The sequence below is a fragment of the Burkholderia cepacia genome, from assembly GCF_001039005.1.
Lineage (GTDB): Bacteria > Pseudomonadota > Gammaproteobacteria > Burkholderiales > Burkholderiaceae > Burkholderia > Burkholderia theae.
On record NZ_LDWR01000041.1, the window covers coordinates 343,893 to 361,880 of the forward strand.

General features: G+C 66.7%; 15 protein-coding genes and 1 tRNA gene. 4 read left to right on the forward strand and 12 right to left on the reverse strand.

Features of this window, described 5'->3' with window-relative positions; all coding sequences use genetic code 11:
- The first annotated feature begins 142 nt into the window (after nt 1-142).
- From VL15_RS23325 to cysC, 3 genes are all read left to right on the forward strand, one after another.
- Entirely contained in the window at nt 143-625 is a 483-nt protein-coding gene (locus VL15_RS23325) for an Lrp/AsnC family transcriptional regulator (protein ID WP_048248823.1), read from the forward strand.
- 82 nt (nt 626-707) lie between these two features.
- Nucleotides 708-782 (forward strand) — tRNA-Val (locus VL15_RS23330).
- A 654-nt stretch (nt 783-1,436) separates the two neighbouring features.
- Nucleotides 1,437-1,979 (forward strand): adenylyl-sulfate kinase, encoded by a 543-nt coding sequence (gene cysC, locus VL15_RS23335; protein WP_048248824.1) that lies wholly within the window; start codon nt 1,437-1,439, stop codon nt 1,977-1,979.
- 224 nt (nt 1,980-2,203) lie between these two features.
- Here cysC and VL15_RS23340 read toward each other — a convergent pair whose 3' ends face one another.
- The 10 genes from VL15_RS23340 to hutH all read right to left on the reverse strand — a co-directional run bounded on the left by VL15_RS23340 (nt 2,204) and on the right by hutH (nt 14,705).
- Nucleotides 2,204-3,601 carry an aspartate aminotransferase family protein gene (locus VL15_RS23340; protein WP_048248827.1) on the reverse strand — a complete coding sequence of 466 codons (1,398 nt, stop codon included), beginning with the start codon at nt 3,599-3,601 and terminating at the stop codon, nt 2,204-2,206.
- A gap of 26 nt (nt 3,602-3,627) precedes the next feature.
- Nucleotides 3,628-4,965 (reverse strand): glutamine synthetase family protein, encoded by a 1,338-nt coding sequence (locus VL15_RS23345; RefSeq protein ID WP_048248829.1) that lies wholly within the window; start codon nt 4,963-4,965, stop codon nt 3,628-3,630.
- A gap of 12 nt (nt 4,966-4,977) precedes the next feature.
- Nucleotides 4,978-5,784: a gamma-glutamyl-gamma-aminobutyrate hydrolase family protein gene (locus tag VL15_RS23350; protein ID WP_048248831.1), complete on the reverse strand. Its 807-nt coding sequence runs from the start codon at nt 5,782-5,784 to the stop codon at nt 4,978-4,980.
- 739 nt (nt 5,785-6,523) lie between these two features.
- Nucleotides 6,524-7,321 (reverse strand): N-formylglutamate deformylase, encoded by a 798-nt coding sequence (gene hutG, locus VL15_RS23360; protein WP_048248834.1) that lies wholly within the window; start codon nt 7,319-7,321, stop codon nt 6,524-6,526.
- A 59-nt stretch (nt 7,322-7,380) separates the two neighbouring features.
- Entirely contained in the window at nt 7,381-8,757 is a 1,377-nt protein-coding gene (locus VL15_RS23365; protein ID WP_048248836.1) for a formimidoylglutamate deiminase, read from the reverse strand.
- A gap of 154 nt (nt 8,758-8,911) precedes the next feature.
- Nucleotides 8,912-10,135, reverse strand: coding sequence for an imidazolonepropionase (hutI, locus tag VL15_RS23370; RefSeq protein ID WP_048248837.1), 1,224 nt, complete (start codon nt 10,133-10,135; stop codon nt 8,912-8,914).
- Nucleotides 10,136-10,139: 4 nt separating this feature from the next.
- On the reverse strand, nt 10,140-10,751 hold the full coding sequence (locus tag VL15_RS23375) for a HutD family protein (protein WP_048248838.1): 612 nt from the start codon (nt 10,749-10,751) through the stop codon (nt 10,140-10,142).
- Nucleotides 10,752-10,753: 2 nt separating this feature from the next.
- Nucleotides 10,754-12,442, reverse strand: coding sequence for a urocanate hydratase (gene hutU / locus VL15_RS23380; protein WP_048248839.1), 1,689 nt, complete (start codon nt 12,440-12,442; stop codon nt 10,754-10,756).
- Between the two features lie 39 nt (nt 12,443-12,481).
- Nucleotides 12,482-13,177 carry a histidine utilization repressor gene (gene hutC / locus VL15_RS23385; protein ID WP_048248840.1) on the reverse strand — a complete coding sequence of 232 codons (696 nt, stop codon included), beginning with the start codon at nt 13,175-13,177 and terminating at the stop codon, nt 12,482-12,484.
- Nucleotides 13,178-13,181: 4 nt separating this feature from the next.
- On the reverse strand, nt 13,182-14,705 hold the full coding sequence (gene hutH / locus VL15_RS23390) for a histidine ammonia-lyase (RefSeq protein WP_048248841.1): 1,524 nt from the start codon (nt 14,703-14,705) through the stop codon (nt 13,182-13,184).
- 215 nt (nt 14,706-14,920) lie between these two features.
- On the opposite strand from hutH, the gene VL15_RS23395 reads away from it, so the two are divergent.
- Complete coding sequence (locus VL15_RS23395) at nt 14,921-15,841, forward strand: glutamate/aspartate ABC transporter substrate-binding protein (RefSeq protein WP_048248842.1); 921 nt, start codon at nt 14,921-14,923, stop codon at nt 15,839-15,841.
- 21 nt (nt 15,842-15,862) lie between these two features.
- Here the strand turns inward: VL15_RS23395 and VL15_RS23400 are convergent, their stop codons facing one another.
- Together VL15_RS23400 and VL15_RS23405 are read right to left on the reverse strand one after the other, a co-directional pair.
- Entirely contained in the window at nt 15,863-16,618 is a 756-nt protein-coding gene (locus VL15_RS23400) for a 4'-phosphopantetheinyl transferase family protein (protein WP_048248843.1), read from the reverse strand.
- A 183-nt stretch (nt 16,619-16,801) separates the two neighbouring features.
- On the reverse strand, nt 16,802-17,842 hold the full coding sequence (locus tag VL15_RS23405) for an alpha/beta fold hydrolase (RefSeq protein WP_048248844.1): 1,041 nt from the start codon (nt 17,840-17,842) through the stop codon (nt 16,802-16,804).
- Between the last annotated feature and the right edge of the window lie 146 nt (nt 17,843-17,988).

The window sequence follows — 17,988 nt, forward strand, 5'->3', positions numbered from 1 at the left end:
CGTCGCGTCAGGTCGGGCAGCCGAGGCATGAAGCGCATGTTATCGAGGTCGAAATAGAATGAGCTTCATTTTTCGATGACGAATCGACTGGATTGAAGTAGAGTCTGCGGTTGTTATCTCTGAATTCACCGGATTCTGCGAAATGACTCTGGATCGAACCGACATGAGGATCCTCCGGCACCTCGAGGGTGACGGACGCATCAGCAATCAGGACCTCGCGAACGCGGTCGCGCTGTCTCCGTCGGCGTGCCTGCGGCGTGTGAAGCTGCTGGAGGAGCGCGGCGCCATTTCGGGTTATCGCTGCACGATCGATCCGAAGACGGTCGGCGTCGCGTTCGAGGCGCTCGTGCATGTGTCGATGCGCCCGGACGTACCCGAGTGGCATGACAGGTTCGTGGAGGCGATCCAGCAGTGGCCGGAAGTCATCGCGGCGCAGATCGTGACCGGCGGATCGAACTACGTGCTGACGGTTCGTGCTCGCGACCTCGATCACTACTCGGACTTCGTGATCAACCGGCTGCACCGCGCGGCGGGGGTGATGTCGATCAACTCGAGCATCGTGCTCGCGACGCTCAAGCGCGATGGATCGATCCTCGATCTCGTCGAGCCGTCGGCGGCCGGCTGACCGATCGTTGCGCGGTCCTGGAAAAAATTTGCAGAAAGGGCTTTACGAACCCCAAAAGCTCTGACATAATTTCAGCTTCTTTGGGCGGTTAGCTCAGCGGTAGAGCACTGCCTTCACACGGCAGGGGTCACTGGTTCGATCCCAGTACCGCCCACCAAAGAATTCAAGGGCCTGCGTCTCACGACGCAGGCCCTTTTCGTTTTGGTGCGCCGCATTTCACGCCGGCCTGCTTCGCCTCCCCTCCGATAGCGCATCGCCCGACACGAATCCGGCACTTCACACTCAGCCAAGCGGGCTCGCTGCTGCTTCGGGTCTCTCTTATTTCCAATCTGCACGATGTTGGCACCTGCGCGGCAACCCCGACTGGAGTGACACGGCCTCCCAACAATCATTCAATACTCCAAATCAAAATCTTCCGCAGGAACGTCTTCCCTCAAACAATTACCCATTGACGCCATCTGATTCTTCCAATACCAATGGCTTGTTATCGGCGATAAAAATCAGACAAATAGACTGTCAATTGCAAAATACCCTATTCCTTCGCCAATCAAGCTGTCACGTCGGTACTATCGACCGATTCGGCACCGGAACCAGCACAAAACTCGGACGTTTCATACAAGCCACCGCCGAGCCTTCAACATGAAAGAAAGAAAATTGCCACTGTAATTTTCGGTAATTCTTATGTAACATTTGTAGGTATTCGGATGAATAGAATCGTTGCACCATATAACAGCCAGCCAAATCGTCATCGCATTTACGGCACGGAAATAATGACTTGCGATGATGAGCTAGCGATAGAACCAATGTCCCCATGTCATCAGACAAGAACGATTACACCCTGTGGCTTACCGGTCTGAGCGGCGCCGGCAAGTCAACCCTCTCGCACGAAATTGCCAGGCAGTTGCGTGCACGCAATGTTCCGACATGCATTCTCGACGGAGACGAATTGCGCGCAGGCGTATCGCCAGATCTCGGCTTCACGCGCGAAGACCGTACCGAGAACTGTCGTCGCACCGCCGAAATGGCGAAACTGCTCAATAATCAGGGCTTTACGGTAATCGTCGCGCTGATCTCGCCTTACGAGGCCGATCGGCGGCGGGCACGACAAATCATCGGTGCCGATCGATTCGTCGAGATCTATCTGAAAACCGATATTGCAACTTGTTCCGCGCGTGATCCGAAGCGCCTCTATGAAAAGGCGATCACGGGCCAGACGACGCAATTTACCGGCATCTCGGATCCATACGAAGTACCGACTGCCCCCGATCTCATCGTAGAAACGGGCACGCTGGACATTGCCTCCTCGGTAGCGCTCGTCATGAACTTCGAGCGGCAGCGATTCGCGCACGCGTAATCTCGCCCCGCCGCCGTTTCGCAGCGGAGCCACATCCCGTTCCTTTCCCCTGATCAGGCCGATCCAGGAGTTGGCCCGATCACGGCGGACATGCTCCGCGCGGGTCGCCCGCGATCCGAACGCCTGTCCAGTCCGGCGAAACTCGCCTAAACCTCGGTCGAGCACGATGCAACGTGCTACCCCAAGATCGTGATTGCACGAGCGCCCGGTAAAGCATTGCGCGACTACCCCACCCGCTCCGCCGTCGCATCGAACGCGCGCCGCGCCTTGTCGACGATCTCGTCGACCTCCGTCTCACGGATCACGAGCGGCGGCGACAGCAACATCCGGTCGCCGGTCGCACGCATGATCAGGTTGCCGTTGAAGCAGAAGTCGCGGCAGATCGTGCCGATATCGACGGCCGCGCCGAACCGCTCGCGCCGGCCCCGGTCGCGCGCAAGCTGAACGCCTGCGATCAACCCCGTCCCCGCAATCTCCCCGACGATCGGATGACCACCCAGCGCGTCGCGCAGACGGCGCTGGAAATACGGCCCGATGTCGTGCTTCACGCGCTCGACGATCCCTTCGTCGCGCAGCAGCTTCAGGTTTGCAACGGCAACGGCCGCGGCGACCGGGTGACCCGAGTACGTGAGGCCGTGGTTGAATTCGCCGTTGTCGATGATCGGGCGCGCAACACGCTCGTGAATGCCGACCGCCCCCATCGGCACATAACCCGACGTGAGGCCCTTCGCCATCGTGATCAGATCCGGCTCGAAACCGAAGTGCTGGTGCGCGAACCATTCGCCGGTGCGGCCGAACCCGCCGATCACCTCGTCGGCGACGAGCAGGATGTCGTACTTGCGGCAGATCCGCTGGATTTCCGGCCAGTACGTCGACGGCGGGAAGATCACGCCGCCCGCGCCCTGGAACGGCTCGCCGATGAATGCGGCAACGTTCTCCGCGCCGAGTTCGAGAATCTTCGCTTCGAGTTGCTGCGCACGCGCGAGACCGAACGCTTCCGGTGTTTCGCCCGGCTGCGCTTCACCGAAGAAATACGGCTGGTCGATATGCACGATGTGCTCGACCTTCGACGGCATCTGCTCGTGCATGTAGCCCATCCCGCCGAGCGTGCCGCCCGCGATCGTCGAGCCGTGATAACCGTTCTTGCGCGAAATCACGAACTTCTTCTGCGGCTTGCCCTGCACGCGCCAGTACTGGTGCACCAGGCGCAGCACGGTGTCGTTGCCTTCCGAGCCGCTGTTGCAATAGAAGAAGTGGTTGAAGCCGGCGGGCGTCACTTCCGCGAGCATCGTCGACAGTTCGATCACCGGCGGGTGCGTCGTCTTGAAGAACGTGTTGTAGAACGGCAGCTCCTGCAGCTGGCGATACGCGGCATCGGCAAGTTCCTTGCGGCCGTAGCCGACGTTCACGCACCAGAGGCCGGCCATCCCGTCGATGACCTTGTTGCCGTCCGAGTCCCACAGGTAGACGCCGTCGGCCTTCACGATCACGCGGCTGCCCGCGCGGTTCAGCGCGCCCATGTCCGAGAACGGGTGGATGTGGTGCGCGGCGTCGAGCGCGCGGTATTCGGTGGTCGAGTGCACGGCCGGCCGCGGCGAGAAGGCTTCGTTTCGATCGATCATGTTTTCTCCGGATAACAGTGCCGCACTCATACGTGCAGCAGCAGATGCCTGCGCTCCCACGAGCTGATCACGCGGAAGAACGCTTCGTATTCGGTTTCCTTCAGCGCCAGGTAGGCCTTCACGAACTTGTCGCCGAGAATGCCGGCGAGCGGCTCGCACGCGGCCATCAGCGAAATGCCCTCCTCGAGGTTGCGCGGCAGCTGGTACGGCAGGTCGTAGCCGTCCGATGCGATCGGTTCGGTCGGCGCGAGCTGCTGCGTCATCCCGAGATAGCCGGCGGCGAGCGTCGCCGCGAACGCGAGGTACGGGTTGCAGTCGACGCCGGGAATCCGGTTCTCGATGCGTCGCGCCACCGGGCTCGACTGCGGGATGCGGAAGCCGACCGTGCGGTTGTCGTAACCCCACTGCACGTTGATCGGCGCGGCCATGAAGCGCGACAGCCGGCGATACGAGTTGATGTACGGCGCGAAGATCGGCATCAGCGCCGGCGTGTATTTCTGCAAGCCCGCGAGATAGCTGTGGAACAGCGGCGACACGACGCCGTCTTGTTCGGCGAACAGGTTGCGCCCCGTGTGCAGATCCGCGAGGCTCTGGTGGATGTGCATCGCGGACCCCGGCTCGCCTTCCATCGGCTTGGCCATGAACGTCGCGTACATGTTGTGACGCAGCGCGGCCTCGCGCACCGTGCGCTTGAACAGGAACACCTGGTCGGCCAGCGGCAGCGCGTCGCCGTGCACGAAGTTGATCTCCATCTGCGCGGCGCCGACTTCATGGATCAGCGTCTCGATATCGAGGCCCTGCATGTCGCAGTACTCGTAGATATCCTCGAACAGCGGATCGAACTCGTTGACGGCCTCGATCGAATACGACTGGCGGCCGGTCTCCGCGCGTCCCGTGCGGCCGACCGGCGGACGCAGCGGCAAGTCGGGGTCCTTGTTCATGTCGACGAGATAGAACTCGAGTTCGGGCGCGACGACGGGCTTCCAGCCCTGCGCCTTGTACAGGTCGAGCACGTGGCGCAGCACGTAGCGCGGCGAGATCTCGACCGGTGAGCCGTCGAAATGCACGCAGTCGTGGATCACCTGCGCGGTCGGATCGACGGCCCACGGGATCAGGCAGATCGTCGCGGGATCGGGCACGCACACCATGTCGGGATCGGTCACGCCGGTCAGCGTGCCGTCCTCCGGATAGTCGCCGGTGACGGTCTGCACCATCACGGCCTGCGGCAGGCGCATCGATTCGCCTGATTCGAACTTGTTGCGCGGAATGATCTTGCCGCGCGCGATGCCGGCCATGTCGGGAATGATCGCCTCGACCTCGGTGATGCGGTGCTGTCGCAGGAATTCGCTCAGTTCGGGTTGCATGATCGGCCTCTTTCAGTCGACGTCGGATGCGGCGGGCGACGGCATGTCGCCGCCCGCCGCATGAATGCGGTGCGTCATGCGTGCGCGGCACGCCGCGCCAAATGCCGCGAAGATGTCGCGCGACAGCGGCTGTTCCGCGAAGCGCCATTCGGGATGCCACTGCACGCCGAGCGCGAACGCGCGCGCGCCGCGCACGCTGATGGCCTCGACCAGTCCGTCGGGCGCGCTGGCTTCGACGGCGAGCCCCGCGCCGAGGCGTGCGATGCCCTGGTCGTGCAGCGAGTTGACCGTCGCTTCGTGCGCGCCGCGCGCGACCCGCTGCAGCAGGCCGCCCGGCGCGAGCTGCACGACGTGCGCGGGGCCGTACTGCCGTTCGAGCGGATCGGCCGGCCGTTCGCGATGGTCGTCGAAACCGTGGGTCGCATGCAGCCGCTGATGCAGCGTACCGCCGTAAGCGACGTTCAGTTCCTGCATGCCGCGGCAGATCGCGAGCACGGGCACGCCGGCTTCGATCGCCGCGCGGATCAGCGGCAGCGCGGTCGCATCGCGCGCGGGATCGTGCAGCGTGTCGGGCGCGCTCGCGTCACCGCCGTAATGATGCGGCTCGACGTTCGAGTAGCTGCCGGTAAACAGCAGCCCGTCGACCGCCGCGACGATCGCGTCGGCCGGCTGGCGCGCGCCGAGCGCGGGCAGCACGAATGCAAGCGCGCCGGCGCCGTCGACGAGCGCGGCCAGGTACTTCTCGCCCGCCGTGTGATTCGGATGCGCACCGCGCAGGATACGGTCGGCGGTGACGGCTACGATCGGGCGCGCACGCATGGACGTCTCTCCGGGAATGGCGCGCGGCACGTCCGCGCGCGGGACGATGAAGGTCCGCGATCGCGCCCCACGCCTGCACAACCACGCAGCGCGTGTGCAGGCGCGATCCTGCCGCGCGGACGATGCGGCAACAGGCGGTGCGAACCGGGACGAAAGCGGAAAAGGACGCTAGGGCAACAACGATGCGCTGCCGTCGCACTGCACCGCGCTGAACACGTGCGCGGTCACGAGATTGAAGCGGCGCAGGCCGCGATGGGAAATGGCGAAGAAACGAGGCTCGCTCAAAGGGGCGGCACGCGTGCCGCGTTCAGCATGCCGGATCGGCCCGGCCTGAGGCGGCGCGCCCGCCGACGGACTTCGCGTCCGGCGTATCGAAGGGCTGGCGGCTTTCACGATCGTACTCGACTGACTGATGGATGCAGGACACGTGTCGCGATCAAGCGCATGCGGCAATGCCGCGCGGCGACACGTCGGCAAGGTATCTCGCGACGGATTCCGGTGCGGCGCGGCCGTGGCCTCGCCGCCGGTACGCGCGTGACGACTCCCTGACATTCAGCTTATATCACCTAAAAATTGCGTCAAATTTTCAGGTATCGACGACGACATCGATCAGACGAAAAAAAACGGCATCGATCGCCGGGATCGATGCCGTGTTGTGCATTGCGTCGGGGCGCGCGCTGCGCGCAGACGGGCTGCCGCCCGCTGTTTCGCCGCGCCGCCGCACGCGGCCGGCCCGCGCTCAGCGATGCGCGAGCGCGGTTTCGACGAGTGTCTGCAGCAGCGGCACAATCCGCGCTGCACGCGCTTCGTCGTAGGCGTACGGGCGCGTCTCTTCCATGTAGGTGATCTGCGACAGCTCGAGCTGCACGGCTTCGACGCCGGTGTCGGGCACACCGTAGTGACGCGTGATGTAGCCGCCCTTGAAGCGCCCGTTCGCGACGGCCGTATAACCGCCGTGCTCGAGCACGCGCGCGGCCAGCGCCTCCGCGAGACCGGGCGCGGCACTCGCGCCGCTCGACGTGCCGAAGTTGAAGTCCGGCAGGCGACCGTCGAAGAAGCGCGGCACGTGCGAGCGGATCGAATGCGCTTCCCACACGAGCACGCGGCCGTGCTCGCGCTTCAGGCGCGCGACCTCGCGCTGCAGCGCGTCGTGATACGGAAGCCAGTAGCGGTCGCGGCGACGCATGATCTCGTCGTTGCCGGGCAGCGCGTTCGCCGGATAGAGCGGCGCCTTGTCGAACGTATCGACCGGCACGAGCCCCGTCGTGTCCTGACCCGGATACAGGTTCTCGTTGTCGGGCGGGCGGTTCAGGTCGACGACGTAACGCGCATGCGACGGGACGAGAATCGATGCGCCGAGGTCCGCCGCGAATCCGTACAGCCGCTCGAGATGCCAGTCGCAATCGTCGACGAAGCGCGCGTCTTCCGTCATCGTCGCGGCGATGTCGTCGGGGATGTGCGTGCCTGCGTGCGGAATCGAGATCAGCAGCGGCAGCGTGCCCTGCTTCAGCGTGAATACAGCCGGTTGTTCAGTCATGTGGCATCACCGTAAGGGTCTGCCGACGCACGCGCGCGGCGTGCGCCGGTTGCCGCGCGTCAGCGCAGCAGTTGCGCCAGTGCGGCGCGGTAGTCGGCATACGCGACGGCTTCGTCGCGATGGCGGCGGCCGCTCACGACGCGTTCGCCGCCGGTGTAGACGTCGAGCACGGGCGTCTCGCCATGCTCGGCGAACACGATACCCGACAGCCAGGACGCGCTGTCGTGTTCGGCGATCGCCGGATGGTCGGGATCGAGCACGAGCCAGTCGGCGCGGCAGCCTTCGCGCAGCGCACCGACGCGTCGCCCGCTGGCCTGCGCGCCGCCCGCGAGCGATGCGTCGAACAGGCGATCGGCGACATGCGCCTGCGTGTCGCTCGCCAGCACGTTGCGCGCGCGGTGCACGAGCCGTTGCCCGTATTCGAGCAGGCGCAGCTCGGCGCGCCAGTCGACCGACGCGTGGCTGTCCGAGCCGACGCCGATCACGCCGCCCTGCGCGAGATAGTCGACCGCCGGGAACACGCCGTCGCCGAGGTTCGCTTCGGTCGTCAGGCACAGGCCGGCGACCGCGCGACGCTTCGCGAGCGCCGCCGTTTCGGCCGCGTCGACGTGCGTCGCGTGCACGAGGCACCAGCGCGCATCGACGTCGAAGCGATCCAGAAGCCATTGGACGGGGCGCGCGCCGTAGGCACGAACGCAGTCGTCGACTTCGGCCGTCTGTTCGGCGATATGGATATGCACGGGTGCATCGCCGGGCAGGCCCTCGAGCAGCACGCGCAGCCCGTTCTCGGACACCGCGCGCAGCGAGTGCGGCGCGACGCCGTAGCGCAGCCCGCCGTGCTCGGGCGCAGTGCGGCGCATCGCATCGAGCAGTTCGAGCAGGCCGTCGGGTGTGTTGATGAAGCGGCGCTGGTCGTCGCGCGGCGGCTTGTTGCCGAAGCCGGCGAACTGGTACGACACGGGCAGCATCGTGATGCCGATGCCGGCCGAGCGCGCGGCATCGACCACGCGCGTGCCGAGCTCCGCGATCTGCGGATAGCGCGAGCCGTCCTGCGTGTGATGCACGTAGTGGAATTCGCACACCGACGTGTAGCCGCACTTGAGCATCTCGACATACAGCCAGCGCGCGATCGCCGCGAGCGCGTCGGGCGTGATCTTCAGCGCGAAGCGGTACATCAGGTCGCGCCAACTCCAGAAGCTGTCGGCGGGATTCGCGCGGTATTCGGTGAGCCCCGCCATCGCGCGCTGGAATGCGTGCGAATGCAGGTTCGGCATGCCGGGCATCACCGGCCCGGCCGCACGCGCAACGCCTGCCGGCGCGTCGGTGTCGGGCGTCACTTCGGTCAGCGTGCCGGCCGCGTCCCAGCGCAGCAGCACATTGCGGCGCCAGCCATCGGGCAGGTAGGCATGGTCCGCGAACAACAGGGTGTCGGTCATTGCGATTCCTTATTGACCAGAATCGACGCGCCAGCGTTGGATCTGGTCCCATTCCACGGTTGGCAGCGGCAGGCGCATCGGCGCTTGCTCATGCCCCGTTGCAGTCGACCAGACCGCAACGCGCTTCAGCGCTGGGTCCGGTCCCGTGCAAAAACTATCCGTTCATCCGGCGAAACACGGTGGTCCCGCCGCGTACGACTTGCTCGCACAGCGGCCGGCCGATCCAGTACGCAAGCTCCGCCAGCGAGCCGACCGACCACACGGCGAAGTCGGCCTGGCGACCGACCTCGAGCGCGCCGTGGCGATCCGCGCGGCCGAGCGCCGCGGCCGCATGGCGCGTCACGCCCTGCAGTACCTCGGGCACCGTCATGCGGAACAGCGTGCAGCCGAGGTTCAGCGTCAGCAGCAGCGATTCGAGCGGCGACGTGCCGGGGTTGTGATCGGTCGCGAGCGCGATCGGCACGCCGTGCTTGCGCAGCAGCTCGATCGGCGGCAGTTGGGTTTCGCGGATGAAGTAGTACGCGCCGGGCAGCAGCACGGCGACCGTACCGGCCGCCTTCATTGCCTCGATGCCGGCTTCGTCGAGAAATTCGAGGTGATCGGCGGACAGCGCGCGATAGCGCGCGGCGAGCGCCGTGCCGCCCGCGTTCGACAGTTGCTCCGCATGCAGCTTCACGGGCAGCCCGCGCCGCGTCGCGGCCTCGAACACGCGCTCGGTCTGCGCGAGCGAAAAGCCGATGCGCTCGCAGAACACGTCGACCGCGTCGACGAGGCCCTCGTCGGCCAGCGCCGGCAGCATCCGGTCGCACACTTCGTCGATATACGCGTCCGCGCGGCCCGCATATTCGGGCGGCAGCGCGTGCGCGCCGAGGAAGGTTGTATAAACGGTGACCGGAAAACGTTCGCCGAGCTGGCGCGCGACGCGCAGCATCTTGCGCTCGCTCGCGAGGTCGAGCCCGTAGCCCGACTTGATCTCGATCGCGGTCACGCCTTCGGCGAGCAGCGGCTGCAGGCGCGCGGCGGCCTGCACGAACAGTGCCGTCTCGTCGGCCGCGCGCGTCGCGCGCACCGTCGACACGATCCCGCCGCCCTGCCGCGCGATTTCCTCGTAGCTGACGCCCGCGAGACGCTGCGCGAATTCGTCGGCACGCGTGCCGCCGTACACGAGGTGCGTATGGCAGTCGACGAGGCCCGGCGTCACCCACGCGCCATGCAGATCCTCGCGCTGCCAGTGCGCATAACCGTGCGGCAGCGCGGACAGCGCGCCGAACCAGACGATCGTGCCGGTTTCGTCGACGGCGATCGCCGCGTCGTCGATCGTCTCGTCGGGATGGCCGTGCGGACACAGCCTCAGGTGATGCCAGACAGTCGGTTTCATGCGTTCAGTCTCGTTCGCCGATGGCGAGCGATACGGCCAGCAGCGCGCCGCTCCCGCTCACGACGACGTCAAACGCACGCTGCGGCCCGTCGAGCCGCAGCGTGTCCATTTCTTCCAGAGCGTAGTGCGTGCCGTCGAGCTCGACGCCAACCGCACCGGCCGCGCAAAACAGCAGCACGGTATCGGCGCGCTCGATGCGGTGCGCGCCTGCGCGCCATACGTCGAGCGATCCGCCCGCGGCCGAACGGCGCGTCATCAGGTTGAAGTCGCGCGTCGCGCCGTCGTGCAACGTCGCATCGATCGCCGTCTCGCCCGCGAAATCCGCGCGGGCGAGCGGCGCATCGAGCACGTGGCGCGCACCGCCTTCCTCGGCGAGCGTCATGCCCGCACCGGACAGCAGCACGAGCGTGCGGTCGACGCCGTCGAAACGCGAGAACGGCCCGGCCGTGCCGACGTCCGCGACGCTCACGCGCCATGCAAACGCATCGAGCGCGGCGCCCGGTGGGAACGCGCCGATCTCGCGCGTCACGCCGCCACCGTTCTTCCACGGCGACGCGACAAGATCCGCCGCGCGGATCATTGTCGCGTTCACCGGCGCCTGGTCAAGCGCCGTCATGCTCAGCGGCCGAGCATCGGCAGCTTCAGGCCGGCTTCGCGGGCCGTCTGCTGCGCGAGTTCGTAACCGGCATCCGCATGGCGCATCACGCCCGTCGCCGGGTCGTTCAGCAGCACGCGGCCGAGACGCTCGTGCGCTTCGGCGGTACCGTCGGCGACGATCACGACGCCCGAGTGCTGCGAGAAGCCCATGCCGACGCCGCCGCCATGGTGCAGCGACACCCACGATGCGCCGCCTGCCGTGTTCAGCAGTGCGTTCAGCAGCGGCCAGTCGCTCACCGCGTCCGAGCCGTCCTTCATCGATTCCGTCTCGCGGTTCGGGCTTGCGACCGAACCCGTGTCGAGGTGGTCGCGGCCGATCACGATCGGGGCCTTCAGTTCGCCGTTCTTCACCATCTCGTTGAACGCCTGGCCGAGGCGATAGCGATCCTTCACGCCAACCCAGCAGATCCGTGCCGGCAGGCCCTGGAACGCGATGCGCTCACGTGCCATGTCGAGCCAGTTGTGCAGGTGCGGATCGTCGGGGATCAGCTCCTTCACCTTCTGGTCGGTCTTGTAGATGTCTTCAGGATCGCCGGACAGCGCGACCCAGCGGAACGGGCCCTTGCCTTCGCAGAACAGCGGGCGGATGTACGCCGGCACGAAGCCCGGGAAGTCGAACGCGTTCTCGACGCCCATTTCCAGCGCCATCTGGCGGATGTTGTTGCCGTAGTCGAGCGTCGCCGCGCCGCGTTCCTGCAGCGCCAGCATCGCGCGCACCTGGACGGCCATCGACTGCTTCGCGACCTTCACGATGCTCTGCGGATCGACCTTCTGCGCCTCGCGCCATTGCGCAACGGTCCAGCCTTGCGGCAGGTAGCCGTTGATCGGGTCGTGCGCGCTCGTCTGGTCGGTCACGCAATCCGGCGTGATGCCGCGCGTGACGAGTTCCGCGAACACGTCGGCCGCGTTGCCGAGCAGGCCGATCGACACCGGCTTGCCGTCGCGCTTCGCTTCCTCGATCATGCCGAGCGCTTCGTCCAGCGTCGTCGCCTTCTTGTCGACATAACGCGTCTTCAGGCGGAAGTCGATGCGCGTCTCGTCGCATTCGACCGCGATCATCGAGAAGCCGGCCATCGTCGCGGCGAGCGGCTGCGCGCCGCCCATCCCGCCCAAGCCGCCCGTCAGGATCCAGCGGCCCGACGGATCGCCGTTGAAGTGCTGGTTCGCGACCGAGAAGAACGTTTCATACGTGCCCTGCACGATGCCCTGGCTGCCAATGTAGATCCAGCTGCCGGCCGTCATCTGGCCGTACATCATCAGGCCCTTGCGGTCGAGCTCGTGGAAGTGATCCCAGTTCGCCCAGTGCGGCACGAGGTTCGAGTTCGCGAGCAGCACGCGCGGTGCATCCTTGTGCGTGCGGAACACACCGACCGGCTTGCCCGACTGGATCAGCAGCGTCTCGTTCTCTTCGAGATCCTTCAGCGACGCGAGGATCTGGTCGTAGCATTCCCAGTTGCGCGCCGCGCGGCCGATGCCGCCGTACACGACGAGCGCATGCGGATGCTCGGCGACTTCCGGGTCGAGGTTGTTCTGGATCATCCGGTAGGCCGCTTCGGCCAGCCAGGTCTTGCAGGTCTTCTCGCTGCCGCGCGGCGCGCGGATCGTGCGCGTCGGATCGAGACGGGGATCGATGTGTTTCGGATGGTTCATGACGACTGCTCCCGAAGGAAAATGAATATCAAATAGGAATCAGAAATGCCCGGTGAAGCGATAACGGCTGCCGGGATGCCACAGATTCGCCACCGAGGCGACGACGCCCTGCGACCAGGTGCGCCGATGTAAAACCAGACACGGTTCGACGTCGTCCATCCGCAGCTGCTCGCGCCGCTCCGGCGCCGGGGCCGCCGCTTCGATCCGGTACTCGACGCGCTGCAGCGGAGCCGCGCGCATCAGGTACAGGTTCGGCGTCGTGTTCGTGAAATCCTGCTCGGCGTAATCCGGCGCAACCGCCGGATTCACCCATCGTTCTTCGAGCTGCACCGGCTCGTCGTTCTCGAAGTGCAGCACCTGCGAATGAAACAGCTTCGCGCGCACGGCCACCTGCATCTCGTCGGCGAGCGCCTCGTCGGCGCGGATCGTCTCGAGACCGAGCACGCTGGCGTGATACGCATGCCCGCGTGCACCGACTTCTTCCGAGATGCTGCGGATCGCAACCAGGGTCGACTCGTACTTCGGCCGCGCGACGTAGGTGCCGGCGCCCTTCATGCGCGTGAGCACCTGCTCGGCCGTCAACTCGCGCAGCGCGCGGTTGACGGTCATGCGCGCGACCTTGAACTCGCGTGCCAGCTCGTTCTCGGACGGCACCTGGTCGCCCTCCTCCCACTCGCCGGCGTGGATGCGGCCCAGGATGAAATCCTTGATCTCCTGGTAGACCGGCGCGCTCATGGGCTTACTGTTCCGATGCGAACGAGAACGGTGCGACCTTCGCGAACGCACGCTCGCCGACCAGCTTCGCGATCGCCGCGATGTCCGGTGCGAAGTAGTGGTCGAGCTCGTAGTGCGCGACCTTGCCGCGGATCGTTTCCATCACGGGCGCCAGCTTCGGGCTCGTGTGATACGGCGCGCGCAGGTCGACGCCTTGCGCAGCGGCCAGCAGTTCGATCGCGAGGATGTGCTTCGTGTTGTCCGCGATGTCGGCGAGCTTGCGCGCGGCGAACGTCGCCATCGACACGTGGTCTTCCTGGTTCGCCGAAGTCGGCAGCGAATCGACCGACGCCGGGTGCGCGAGCGTCTTGTTTTCCGACGCGAGGGCAGCCGCCGTCACGTGGGCGATCATGAAGCCCGAGTTCACACCGCCGTCCCGCACGAGGAACGGAGGCAGGCCCGACAGCGTCGCGTCGATCAGCAGCGCGATGCGGCGCTCGGCCAACGCGCCGATTTCCGCCGCGGCCAGCGCGAGGTTGTCGGCCGCGAACGCGACGGGTTCCGCGTGGAAGTTGCCGCCCGACAGCACTTCGCCGGTATCCGGGAAGATCAGCGGGTTGTCCGACACCGCGTTCGCCTCGATCAGCAGCACGTTGGCCGCATGGCGCATCTGGTCCAGGCACGCGCCCATCACCTGCGGCTGGCAGCGCAGGCTGTACGGGTCCTGCACCTTGTCGCAGTCGAGGTGCGACTGGTTGATCGGCGAGCCTTCGAGCAGGTCGCGGTAGGCCGCTGCCGCATCGATCTGGCCTTGATGGCCGCGCAGTTCGTGGATACGCGCATCGAACGGCTTCACCGAGCCGGCCGCCGCGTCGACCGACAGCGCGCCGGCGACGAGCCCGGTGCGGTACAGGTCTTCGATCGAGAACATGTTGTCGAGCGCCAGCGCGGTCGATGCCTGCGTGCCGTTCAAGAGCGCGAGGCCTTCCTTCGCCTGCAGCGTCAGCGGCGCGAGGCCCGCGACGCGCAGACCGTCGAGCGCGCTCGCGCGTTCGCCGCGGATGAACACTTCGCCGACGCCGAGCAGCACGGCCGACATGTGCGCGAGCGGCGCGAGGTCGCCCGATGCGCCGACCGAACCCTTCACCGGGATCAGCGGCAGCACGTCCGCGTTGAACAGCGTGATCAGCGCGTCCATCACTTCGCGGCGGATGCCCGAGTGGCCGCGGCCGAGGCTCGACAGCTTCAGCGCCATCAGCAGGCGCACCGACGAACGCTCCATCGGCGCGCCGACGCCAACCGCGTGCGACAGCACGAGGTTCTTCTGCAGCAGTTCGAGCTGGTCGTGCGGGATGTGGGTGCTGGCCAGGCGGCCGAAGCCCGTATTGATGCCGTAGGCCGGCTCGCCCTTCGCGGCGATGTCGGCGACAGCCTTGGCGCCCGCGTCGATCTTCGCGAAGCTGGCCGGGTCGAGCGTCAGCTGCACGGGTTCGCGTGCGATCTGGCGCAGTTGCGGGAGGGTCAGGTGGCCGGGGGTCAACGTAATCATGTGAGCAATCCTGTCTAGACAAGTTCGGAATGGATTGAAGTGTAGCCATCGGCACTTGTCTAGACAACCCGTTTTTCACTGATTTCGACTTGGGAGTTTCCCTGATGTCCGGCCCTGCCCGCCGGACCGGGCCGTGGGGTTCACGCATTAACATATGTTGCAGTTATTTTGTCTTTGGCAACATACGGTTCATCACTCGCCAAGGAGATCCCGCCATGCACTTCCCGTCACGATTCGCCGCCCTGCTCGGCCGCCGCCTGCTCGTCGCCGCGTGCGCGCTCGCGTGCGGCGCCGCGCTCGCCGCGGAACCGCTCTCCGGCACGCTCGAGAAGATCCGGCAGACCAACCTGATCTCGATCGGCCATCGCGAAACGTCGGTGCCGTTCTCCTATGTCGACACGAGCGGCAAGGTGATCGGCTTCTCGCAGGATCTGTGCGACCGCGTGATCGCCGCCGTGAAGGCGCGCACCGGCAAGCCCGACCTGCAGGTGCGCTTCATCCCGGTCACGTCGCAGAACCGCATCCCGCTCGTGCAGAACGGCACCGTCGATCTCGAATGCGGCGTGACCACGAACCTCGCCGCGCGTCACGCGCAGGTCGCGTTCTCGACCACCTTCTTCGTCGCGACGACGCGCCTGCTCACGCGCACGACGTCGGGCATCCGCGACTTCCCCGATCTCGCGGGCAAGACGGTCGTGACGAACCAGGGCACGACGTCCGAACGCCTGCTGCGCAAGATGAACGAGGAAAAGAAGATGAACATGCAGATCATCAGCGCGAAGGACTACGGCGAAGGACGCCTCACGCTCGAATCGGGCCGCGCGACCGCGTACATGATGGACGACGTGCTGCTCGCGGGCGTGCGCCAGCTCGCCGCGAAACCGGCCGACTGGACGATCGTCGGCACGCCGCAATCGTCGGAAGCCTACGGGTTCATGCTGCGCAAGGACGATCCGCAGTTCAAGGCGCTCGTCGACGGCGTGCTTGTGCAGTTGATGAAGAGCGGCGAGATCAACGCGCTGTACGACAAGTGGTTCATGAAGCCGGTGCCGCCGAAGGGGCTGTCGTTCGATTTCCCGATGAGCGACGTGATCAGGACGCGCTATGCGGCGCCGAACGACGCGCCGCTCGAATGAGCGACGGGCGTTGACACGGGCTCACACGCGCGTCCATGCGACGCACGCCGCGTAGCCGGGCGCCGCGTCGAGCCACGCCGCGTCGAACGCCGCCACGCCGGCGGCGGGCGCGGACGGCTCGACGATCGTCGTCGCCGGGGTCGCCGCATCGCGCGGCGGCACGACCGAGAATGCGCGCAGCCCGCCGACGATGCCCGTGCCGAGCGCCTTGAGCAACGCTTCCTTCGCGCTCCAGACTCGCATGAATGCGGCTGCGCGCGCGTCGGACGGCAGGCCGTCGAGATACGCGGCTTCGGCGGGCGCGCAGACTTCGCGCGTCAGCGCGCGCCAGTCGGCCGCGCGGTTGCAGCACTCGATATCGACGCCGACGCGGCCCGCGGGCGCCCACGCGAGTAGCGCATGATCGCCCGCGTGCGACACGTTGAAGTCGAGCGACGCACGATGGGCACGGTCCAGCGACGGCCGCCCCGCTTCGTCGACGACGATCGCGACCGCGTTCGGCGCGATCCCGAGGGCCATCCCAAGCACGTCGCGCAGCGCGGCGCGCGTCGCGGCGCTGCGCACCGCATCCTCATGCCGCATGAAGCGCGCGGCCCGCGCGCGCTCGCCATCGCTCAGCGCCGCATAGGCGGGCGCCGCAAGCGGCACGCGCCAGTCGAAATCGACGCGTGCGAGCCGCACGCCGGCGCGGGACGCGGCGGCCGGCACGTCGAGCGCCTGCATGCGCCATGCGCGGGGCGTTTCAACCGGGGAAGCGGAATCGGACGGAATGGACATCGGCACGCGGCAGCCTTTGCTGGGAGATGAAACGTCCGATGTTAATCGATCGCGCCGGCACGCGAACCGGCGTGTGCGTGCATTGCGGCGCCTGCCTCGAATCACGGAGGCTTCACTGATGGGATGCAAAGGCCGCGCGCCGCAACATGCCGCGCCTGCGCCGCGTTGCGAAGCCGCCCTGCGTCATCCGTTCGCGGCCACGCCCGGCACGCCGCTCCCCGTCGCCCGGGCGCGCGACGCCGGGTGAAGCGCATGCACGGCACCCGGCGCATCGGCCGGCAGCACGCCATGTTGCAGCCAGTACAGCGCGACGGGCCACAGCGCGTCGGTGAAGCGGCTGTGGAAAAACGCGAAATGGCCGATCGCGTCGACACCGATGTCGCCGGGCGCGATCCGCAGGTGCGTGACGTCGCTGCCCGTGTAATAGCCGACCAACCGCTCGATCGCGTCGACGGTGCCGAACGCGTCGTCGTCGACGCCGATCGCGAGCATCGGCGCCGACAACCCCGCGAAGCGCGCAGGCAGCGCCGCGCGGCTCACAGCGCTTTCGTCGCGCAGGCCACCCAGGTAACCGTCTTCGAAACGCGGTTGCGAGCGCGCCCACGACAGCGCGATGCCGCGCGGCGTGTCCTCCATCCAGCCGAGCCGCTTCGCGGGCACATAACCGAACACGGCCGCCAGCGCCGGCATCGCGACATGCCACTTCCACCACATGCGGCGCCGCTCGGCCGGCAGGTAATCGCGCCAGTACGCGTACTGCGCACCGACGGTCACCACGTGCCGCACGTGCACGTTCGATGCCGCGAGCCCGAGCACGCAGCCGCCGATGCTGTGCGCGACGACGTCGAGCGGCTGGCCCGGAAACGCATCGCGCGCATAGTGCAGCGCGGCCTCGCAATCGAGCCGCCCCCAGTCGAGCCAGTTCGCGCGCAGCTTCGCGAGCCGCGCGGGGCGCGACCCGCCGATGCCGCGATAGTCGTACACGAGCACGTCGCGCCCCTGCGCGAACAGCCAGGCCGCGAAACGGAAGTAGTAGTCGCAGCGCACCGACGTCGCGCAATTGATGACCGTCACCGGCCGCACCGCACCGCCGCCGCGATGGCGCCACACATGGCCGCGCAACGCATAGCCGTCGGCTGCGCGCAGTGTCACGGGTTCGGGTGGCAATGCGCCCGCCGTGCGCTCACGCCGTATGGCCCCGCCTTCTTCGTTCGAATTCGTCATCCTGTCTCCTGTCGATCGCAGTTAGCGCTTTAGCCCTTACTGCGATCCCATGCTTCGCGGTCGGCCGGAGTTGGCCCTTTAGCCCCCCTCCGGACCCACGCTTCGCGATTCACGCCAGCACGAACCACCGCCCGCGCCCATCGGCC